The 7,823-nt window shown below is 65.0% G+C and carries 9 protein-coding genes; 5 read left to right on the forward strand and 4 right to left on the reverse strand.

The window, feature by feature from the left end:
• Positions 1–285: 285 nt before the first annotated feature.
• The 5 genes from Q0938_RS18540 to Q0938_RS18560 are packed head-to-tail and all read left to right on the forward strand — an operon-like array spanning position 286 to position 3,597.
• The gene (locus tag Q0938_RS18540) at positions 286–708 is read left to right on the forward strand and encodes a hypothetical protein (RefSeq protein ID WP_299365498.1); all 423 of its coding nucleotides are present in this window, start codon (positions 286–288) and stop codon (positions 706–708) included.
• On the forward strand, positions 705–839 hold the full coding sequence (locus Q0938_RS18545; protein WP_299365500.1) for a hypothetical protein: 135 nt from the start codon (positions 705–707) through the stop codon (positions 837–839). The genes Q0938_RS18540 and Q0938_RS18545 overlap by 4 nt, the downstream gene beginning before the upstream one ends.
• On the forward strand, positions 827–1,744 hold the full coding sequence (locus Q0938_RS18550; RefSeq protein WP_299365502.1) for a GntP family permease: 918 nt from the start codon (positions 827–829) through the stop codon (positions 1,742–1,744). The genes Q0938_RS18545 and Q0938_RS18550 overlap by 13 nt, the downstream gene beginning before the upstream one ends.
• 33 nt (positions 1,745–1,777) lie before the next feature.
• A complete protein-coding gene (locus Q0938_RS18555) occupies positions 1,778–2,824 on the forward strand; it encodes a zinc-binding dehydrogenase (RefSeq protein ID WP_299365504.1) in 1,047 nt (348 codons plus the stop codon).
• A complete protein-coding gene (locus tag Q0938_RS18560) occupies positions 2,821–3,597 on the forward strand; it encodes an enoyl-CoA hydratase-related protein (protein WP_299365506.1) in 777 nt (258 codons plus the stop codon). Before Q0938_RS18555 ends, Q0938_RS18560 begins: the two co-directional genes overlap by 4 nt.
• A gap of 79 nt (positions 3,598–3,676) precedes the next feature.
• Here the strand turns inward: Q0938_RS18560 and Q0938_RS18565 are convergent, their stop codons facing one another.
• From Q0938_RS18565 to Q0938_RS18580, 4 genes are all read right to left on the reverse strand, one after another.
• A complete protein-coding gene (locus tag Q0938_RS18565) occupies positions 3,677–4,108 on the reverse strand; it encodes a thioesterase family protein (RefSeq protein WP_299365508.1) in 432 nt (143 codons plus the stop codon).
• Positions 4,109–4,125: 17 nt separating this feature from the next.
• Complete coding sequence (locus Q0938_RS18570; RefSeq protein WP_299365510.1) at positions 4,126–5,664, reverse strand: AMP-binding protein; 1,539 nt, start codon at positions 5,662–5,664, stop codon at positions 4,126–4,128.
• Between the two features lie 68 nt (positions 5,665–5,732).
• A complete protein-coding gene (locus tag Q0938_RS18575) occupies positions 5,733–6,917 on the reverse strand; it encodes an ABC transporter substrate-binding protein (protein ID WP_299365512.1) in 1,185 nt (394 codons plus the stop codon).
• A gap of 396 nt (positions 6,918–7,313) precedes the next feature.
• The coding region (locus Q0938_RS18580; RefSeq protein WP_299365514.1) for an SDR family oxidoreductase at positions 7,314–7,823 on the reverse strand (510 nt) is incomplete at its 5' end.

A 7,823-nucleotide genomic window follows, 5' to 3' on the forward strand; every position in this document is an offset into this window, starting at 1 on the left:
GAGGCGCCGATCTTCCAGGTCGCCGATTACGGCCTGGTCGGCGACATCTTCACCGTCCTGCCGGAACTCACCGAGAAGATCTGAGGCACCTTATTCCGGCATGGGCACGCCACCCGGCGGCGCTCATGCCGCGCTCGTTCGCGACCCGAGCGTGCCGCGATCCGCCTGTAGCCGATCAACCCCGTTCGCAGCGCGTACAGCCCGCTTGCAGGCATTCTGTCGCAATAACCAGAGGTGAAAACACATGGGCCTTTTCGGCATCCTGCTCTCCCTCTCGGCCTTCTGATGTATCTCGCCTATCGCGGCATAACCGTGCTGCTCCTGGCCCCCGCTCTGGCAATGCTGGCGGTGCTGATGTCGGGGGAGCTGCCGGTTCTGGCGACCTATACCCAGGTCTTCATGAAGTCCCTCGGAAACTTCGTCACCGTGTTCTTTCCGCTGTTCCTGCTGGGCGCAATCTTCGGGAAGGTGATGGCCGACAGCGGGTCGGCTCGCATCATCGCCGAACGCATCGTGTTGTCGCTCGGCGCGAAGCGCGCCATGCTTTCCGTGGTGCTGGCCTGCACTGTGCTGGCTTATGGGGGCGTGTCGGTCTTCGTCGTTGCTTTCGCGATTTACCCGATCGCGAACGCCCTGTTCCACAAGGCGGATATCCCGAAGCGCCTGCTCCCCGGGGCGATCGCGTTGGGGGGGTTACCTACGCGATGACGGCGCTTCCCGGAAACCCGCAGATCCAGAACGCCATTCCGATCCCCTATTTCGGGACCAACGTCTTCGCGGCACCGCTGCTGGGGCTGTTCTCGGCCGGTCTCATGCTTGGACTGGGATGTTGTGGCTGAACCGCCGGGCGGCCGCGGCGGCCGCCAATGGGTATGGCAATCACCCGATGACCAGCGATGAGGCGATGCGCCACGAGGGGCACGAACTGCCGCCGTTCTCCATCGCCATCCTGCCGATCGTGGCGGTGATCGTTCTGAACGTGCTGTTCACCTATGTCATCCTGCCGGGCCTCGACACGTCCTACCTTGCGGAGGAGGCTTACGGCGGAACCTCGATCGAGAAGGTGGCGGGTATCTGGGCGATCATCGTTTCGCTGGTGATCTCGATTCTGCTGACGCTCGCCTTGAACTGGCGCCGCTTCTCCAACCCTGTGGAAACCTTCAACTCGGGGACGATGGGCTCACTGCTGCCGATCTTCAATGCCGGCTCGGAGGTCGGCTATGGCCCCTTCATTGCATCGCTGCCGGCCTTTGCCTTGGTCCGAGACGCTGTGCTGGACGCGTTTCCCACCAACCCGCTGGCGTCTCTGGCGCTGGCGGCCAACGCTCTGGCGGGGATCACAGGTTCGGCCTCCGGCGGGCTGTCGATTGCCCTCGCCACACTCGGCGAGCAGTTCGCCGCAATTGGACGCGACCAGGGCATCAGCCTGGAACTGATGCACAGGGTCGCGACGCTCGCGTCGGGCGGATTGGATACGCTCCCCCATAACGGCGCGGTCATCACCCTGCTGGCAATCACCGGCCTCAACCACAAGAAAAGCTATCCCAACATCTTCGTGGTGGCAGTCGCCAGTCGCCATTCCGGTCCTGGCCACGATCGCCGGGATCGTGCTGGGTACGATGGTGCTTTGAGAGGGTGCCCGGATGACGGGGCTGCATCTCGGCCGCTCAGGCATTTGGCCAAACCATACCGATGGTCAAAACAGTCGACAGGCCCGCGGCTCGCGCGTAGTATGATTACGTAAATACATTGCTTTATATTCGACGGAGGAGACCAGATGAAGGCCGTCATGCTGCACCAGCGGGGGATCGCGGGACCGCGGCTCATGCAAGTCGATGTGCCGACCCGGGCGGCGGGCAACGTCCTGGTCCGGATGCTGGCCGCCTCGGTGAACCGCGTCGATCTCTACATGCGCGACTCGGGGGCGGGCATCTCCCACGAATTGCCGCTGATCATGGGTGTCGACGGCGTGGGCGAGGTGCTGGAGGCAGATGAGTCGTCGCGGCTGCAGCCTGGCGATCGCGTCATCCTCTATCCCTATAATTTCTGCGGCCACTGCCGCTACTGTCTCGCCGGCGACCAGCCGCTCTGCCTGCGGGCGCGGATCTTCGGCGAACATGTGGATGGCACCTTTGCCGAGTTCATGTCGGTGCCGGACCGGGCGCTGGTGCGCCTGTCCGCCGCAGCCGACGTCCGGCAGGCAGCTACCCTTGGCGTGGCCTATCTGACGGCATGGCGGATGGTGCTGGGCAAGGCGCCGACCGGCCCGGGGCAGACCGTGTTCATCCAGGGCGCCGGGGGTGGCGTGGCCTATGCCGCGATGCAGCTGGCCCGGATGGCCGGGGCGCGGGTGATCGTCTCCACCTCGGGCGAGGAGAAGCTGGCGCATTTCCGCAGCCTCGGGGTGGAGGTGGTGGATTACCGTGACCGCGACCTGGTCCGGACGGTGCTGGAGCTGACGGATGGCGGTGCCGATCTGGTTGTCGACAATGTGGGTGAAAAGACCTGGCCCAGTTCGCTGCGCGTAATGGCGCGAGGCGGGCATCTGACCACCTGCGGCGCCACGACCGGCGCGCATCCATCGGCGGACATCCAGCGGCTGTTCGTGCGTCAGCTGTCGGTGCACGGCTCGACGATGGGCAGCCTCGAGGAGTTCCGCCGCCTGGTCCAGGCCTTCGAATCCGGTGGCTTCGTCCCGCCCATCGACAGCGTCTATCCGCTGCAGGAGACCCCTGCCGCGTTTGCGCGGCTGGACGACGCCGATCGCCTGGGCAAGATCGTCATCACCATCGCCGAACCACAGCGCACCGAGGCAGCCGCATGACCGCCCAGAGCATCCTTTCCCGGCGCGACGGCGCCGTCGGGATCATCACCCTGAACCGGCCCGAGGCGCTGAATGCCTTGAACCGGCAGATCACCACCGAGCTGTCGCAGGCGGTCGACGAGATGGAGCGGGATGGCGAGATCAATGTCATCGTCCTGACGGGATCGGACAAGGCGTTTGCCGCAGGCGCCGACATCAACGAGATTCGCGACAAGAGCTTCATCGATGTCTTCGACGAGCAGTTCATCACCGCGACATGGGAACGCATCGCCCAGTGCCGCAAGCCGACGATCGCCGCGGTCTCCGGTTACGCGATCGGCGGCGGGTTTGAACTCGCCCTGATGTGCGACATCATCGTCGCGGCGGAATGCGCGCGCTTTGCCCTGCCCGAAACGAAGATCGGCATCATCCCCGGGGCGGGCGGCACGCAGCGGCTGACACGGGTGGCGGGCAAGGCGCTCGCGATGGACATGATCCTGACCGGCCGCCGCCTGACCGCCGACGAGGCCCGCGCTAATGGGTTAATCAGCAGGGTGGTGCCGGACGGGGAACATCTTAGCACCGCGCTTGCGATCGCGCATGAGATCGCCCAGTCATCGCGTCCGATCGTGATGATCGCGAAGGAGGCCGTCAACAAAGCCTTCGAAACCCATCTCGCCGAAGGCATCCACCTCGAACGACGGCTGCTCTATTCGACCTTCGCAGTGGATGACCGACGCGAAGGCATGACCGCGTTCGGTGAAAAGCGGAAGCCCAATTTCCGCAACCGCTGAGATATGGCGCGTGCATTGTCGCCTCGGGGGCAGGTTGTCGGCCGGGCTCACCCGGTCGGTGCACCGGACTGTCGCCTCCTCAGCCATGCAGGCGGAGATGGGGCTGAAGCGCCGCCCGCAGCCAGTCGGGCAGCGGCTGCTTTTCTCCCTCTCGGGACGTGATGACACTCACGCTGTCGACCGTGAAACAGCGCCGGTCCCCCTGCCACCCGATCGTACGGAGCCCGACCGACGTGCGGCCGACCCGCGACACCTGGATCGTGAAGTGAAGATCCGCGCCGCCCCGCACGGGCGACGCGAAATCGGCCTCGAGATGGACGAAGGGCATGCCCATGCCCATCTCGGCGCTCATGGCGAACCAGCCTCGCCCGCCGGTCACGTCGGACATGAACCGGTCAAGCGCTCGCAGCGCCGCATTCAGAAGCGCCCCGGTGTAGGCGATCCCGTGCGGATCGCAGTCGCCAAAACCCATGTGGTAGATGTAGCGATAGGCTTCCGCGTCGGGCTCCATCAGACTACGCAGACCTTTCAGTTCTGGCGGGACGGTGAAGATGTCACCAGTTCGAGGAGACCCTTCTTGAGGATCTTGCCGGTCGGCCCCAGCGGGAAGCTGTCGAAGAACTGCACCCGGCGCGGCACCTTGTAGGATGACAGCCGCTCCTTGCAGAAGGCCATCAGCATGTGCTCGGAGACCTCGGACTCCGGCCGGAGAGTGATGCACGCCACGGCGAGCTCACCCTTCGTCTCGTCCGGCACGCCGATCACCGAGGCAAGACTGACCGCGGGATGGGACGCAAGAACAGCCTCGACCTCTGCCGGGAAGATGTTCGAGCCGCCCGTTATGATGACGTCCTTCTTGCGATCGACGACGAACAGGAACCCGTCCTCGTCCAGCCGTCCGATATCCCCGCTTCGCCATCCTTCGGGCGTGAAGGCGGCGGCGGTCGCCTCGGGATCCTGCCAGTAGCCGGCACCGACCAGATCGCCTGACACGCAGATCTCGCCAAGGCTTCCGGCAGGCACCGGATTGCCGTCGTCGTCCAGGATCGAGATCGTCGCGCTGCCGATCGCCGTACCGACAGAGCCCATCTTTCGTGGCCCGGTCGGCGCCTCTGTCGTGCAGATGCCGCACAGTTCGCTGGCGCCATAGCCGTTCACCAGCGGCACCCCGAACGTCGCCTCGAATCGCGTCAGCAGCTCGGGCGGAAGCGGCGCGCCGCCTGCCATGCACAGCTTCAGATCATCCAGCCGATGCCGCTCCGGATCGTGGCTGTCCAGGAGATAGGCGAACATGGTGGGCGTGCCGGCGAAAAACGTCGCGCGATGCTCGGTCATCAGCGACAGCACCTCGGCGGCATCCCATTTCTTGATGAGGATCAGGGTTCCGGCGGCATAGAGGCACCCGTTGAGCATCACCGTGGCACCGAAGTTGTTGAACATCGGCACCACGCACATGAAGCGTTCCTGCTGCCAGCGCAGCTTCTGGTGCGAATGCGTATCACGGATCGCATGATAGATGGCGCGATGCGTCTGCATGGCTCCCTTGGGCAATCCCGTGGTGCCCGAGGTGAAGAAGATCGCGGCCACGTCTTCGGGGTCGACCGGCACCGGCTCGAACACATCCGGCCACTTGGGCAACTCGGCCTCGAGGGCGGTCGCCCATTCCGGCGCCTCGTTCCCGATGACGAGAATATGGTTCAGGTCAGGCAGGGACCCGCGGACCGCATCGACAACCCCGAGGGTCTCGGCCAGGCAGACCAGCACCGGCATCCGGGTGCTTTGCCCCAGCCGCTCGAACTCCGACGACTTGTAGGCGGCGCTGATCGGCACGGCGATGGCTCCGATCTTCTGACAGGCGTGATAGCCGACCGCGACGTCGGGCGTGCTGTGCACATAGAGGCCCACGGGCGTTCCCTTCCGAACGCCGAGGCTGCTCAGCAGGGCGGCCAGCCGCGCGGCCCGGCGATTGAACTCCGCATAGGTGGTGGTCTTCCCTTCGAAGATGATGAACGGCTTGTCCGGAAACCACCGCGCGGTCGTCTCGAGCATCATCCCAAGGGTCTGCATCAATCGTCTCCCCAAAACGCTGGCCTGCAATCCCCCGGCGCGACGTGCGCCGGGGAACTGGGGCGATTCTACTGCACCAGGGGGCAGTCGCTGTCGGCCAGCGGGCGGAAAGCCTCGCTCGCGGGGATTGTCGCAAGCGTCTCGTAGACGTCCCATTCGCCGGTCGAGTCTTCCGGCGATTTCACGCGGAACAGGTACATGTCGTGCACGGCGCGCCCGTCGACGCGGACCTCGCCCTGGCCGAACAGGGGATCGTCGATGGGCATTTCCTTCATCTTGGCCATGACCGCGTCCGCGTCCTTGGTGCCGGCAGCTTCGACGGCCTTCAGGTAATGCATGATCGAGGAATAGACCCCCGCATGGACCTGTGTCGGCATCTTGCCTTCATGGAGCGCACCGAAGCGCTCGGACCAGGCCCGGCTCTCGTCGTTCTGATCCCAGTAGAAGGCTTCCGTCAGAACCAGCCCCTGTGCAGTCTGGAGACCGAGCGAATGGACGTCGGAGATGAACGCGACCAGGGCCGCCAGCGACTGTCCGCTCTGCGTGATCCCGAACTCCGACGCCTGTTTGACGGCATTGATCATGTCGCCGCCGCCATTTGCCAGCCCGATCACCTTGGCGCCGGACGACTGCGCCTGCAGCAGGAAGGATGCGAAGTCGTTGGTCCCGAGCGGGTGCCTGGCCGAGCCGAGCACCTGGCCGCCGGTCGCCTCGACGACCGCCGATGTATCCTGCTCCATCGCGTGGCCGAACGCATAGTCGGCCGAGATGAAGAACCAGGTGTCGCCGCCCTGCTGCACCATGGCACGTCCCGTGCCGTTGGCGAGCGCCCAGGTGTCATAGGTCCAGTGGATGGCGTTGGGGGAGCATTCGGCGCCGGTCAGCTCCGCCGTGCCTGCCCCTGAATTGAGATGGATCCTGCCCTTGTCCTCGACGATGTCGCTGACCGCCAGGGCGATGGCCGACCCGGGAACATCCGCGATGACATCGACATCCTCCTGGTCGATCCACGACCGTGCGATGCTGCTGCCCACGTCGGGCTTATTCTGATGGTCAGCCGACAGGATCTCGACGCTGATCCCCTTCGATGCGCCGTCGAAATCCTCGACCGCAAGCTGCGCCGCAACGACAGACCCGACGCCGGAAAGATCAGAATAGATTCCGGATTGATCGTTCAGCACCCCGATCTTGACGCTGATATCCTGTGCCAGACTCGGGGTGGCCCCGAGCAGAACACCAGCCACAAACACCATATTTCCAGTTCTCGCAGGCAATTCACATCCTCCCCGATGCAACCGCATTCCCGTGCTTGAGTCGGACGACCCAATACCTCTCCACCCTAGACAGGGGGCAGGTATGTGTCAACATGTTTATGCTTTTTTGGCCTGATCCCGTGCGAGCCGATGTTCACCCCCCTTTGATCCCGCCGACGCGTGAAGCGGATCCGACCGCAAAGATCGTCGCCGGCATGGCCGGAACCGCACCGGTGCGAGCGAGCGGCACCGCCGTTCGGGCCCACCCAGTTGCCATGGATACTGCGCGCACATCTGACCGAGGCGCAGTCGCTGCCTCGTTATCGGTCGGCTTCTCGGACGAAGAGCTAGGGAAGCTGCTGGGCAGGGGGGTGCAGACGTTCAGCGCGATCCGGCTCAGAGCGAACGGCGCGAGGCCATGCCGCCGTCGACGGTGACGATCGTGCCGGACAGGTAGGCCGCTTTCCCCGACGCAACGAAGGCGATCAGGTCGGCCACCTCGCCGGCCTGCGCCGGGCGCCCCGCCGGGTAGCGGTCGAAGAACCGGCGGTACTCGCTGGCCGCACCATAGGTTTCCTCTGCGCGGGCCCCGAGCAGGTTGCGCAGCCGCTCGGTCTCGACGGCGCCCGGGTTGATGCCGATGACGCGCACCCCCAGGTCCAGGCTTCGTCCGCCGACCGCACGGGTGAAGGCCATCAGCGCCGCGTTCCCCGTCGAGCCGCACACGTAATCGAAATCCGGGCTCTCCCCCGCGCTGCCGATGACATTGACGATGACCCCGCCGCCGGCGTCGGACATGGCCTTGAGGAAGTGCCTAGCGAGGGCGATGTAGCCGAAGACCTTCAGCTCCCAGGCTTTGCGCCAGGTGTCCATCGAGATGTCGAGCAGGTTCCCCGCAGGAATGGC

This window comes from uncultured Paracoccus sp., from assembly GCF_947496875.1.
Taxonomy (GTDB): Bacteria; Pseudomonadota; Alphaproteobacteria; order Rhodobacterales; family Rhodobacteraceae; genus Paracoccus.

What these genes read in the sequence shown, in the direction of transcription:
- Q0938_RS18540 (WP_299365498.1), top strand. Translation starts at nt 286, where the DNA reads ATGTATCTCGCCTATCGCGGCATAACCGTGCTGCTCCTGGCCCCCGCT.
- Q0938_RS18545 (WP_299365500.1), top strand. Translation starts at nt 705, where the DNA reads ATGACGGCGCTTCCCGGAAACCCGCAGATCCAGAACGCCATTCCGATC.
- Q0938_RS18550 (WP_299365502.1), top strand. Translation starts at nt 827, where the DNA reads ATGTTGTGGCTGAACCGCCGGGCGGCCGCGGCGGCCGCCAATGGGTAT.
- Q0938_RS18555 (WP_299365504.1), top strand. Translation starts at nt 1,778, where the DNA reads ATGAAGGCCGTCATGCTGCACCAGCGGGGGATCGCGGGACCGCGGCTC.
- Q0938_RS18560 (WP_299365506.1), top strand. Translation starts at nt 2,821, where the DNA reads ATGACCGCCCAGAGCATCCTTTCCCGGCGCGACGGCGCCGTCGGGATC.
- Q0938_RS18565 (WP_299365508.1), bottom strand. Translation starts at nt 4,108, where the DNA reads ATGGAGCCCGACGCGGAAGCCTATCGCTACATCTACCACATGGGTTTT.
- Q0938_RS18570 (WP_299365510.1), bottom strand. Translation starts at nt 5,664, where the DNA reads ATGCAGACCCTTGGGATGATGCTCGAGACGACCGCGCGGTGGTTTCCG.
- Q0938_RS18575 (WP_299365512.1), bottom strand. Translation starts at nt 6,917, where the DNA reads ATGGTGTTTGTGGCTGGTGTTCTGCTCGGGGCCACCCCGAGTCTGGCA.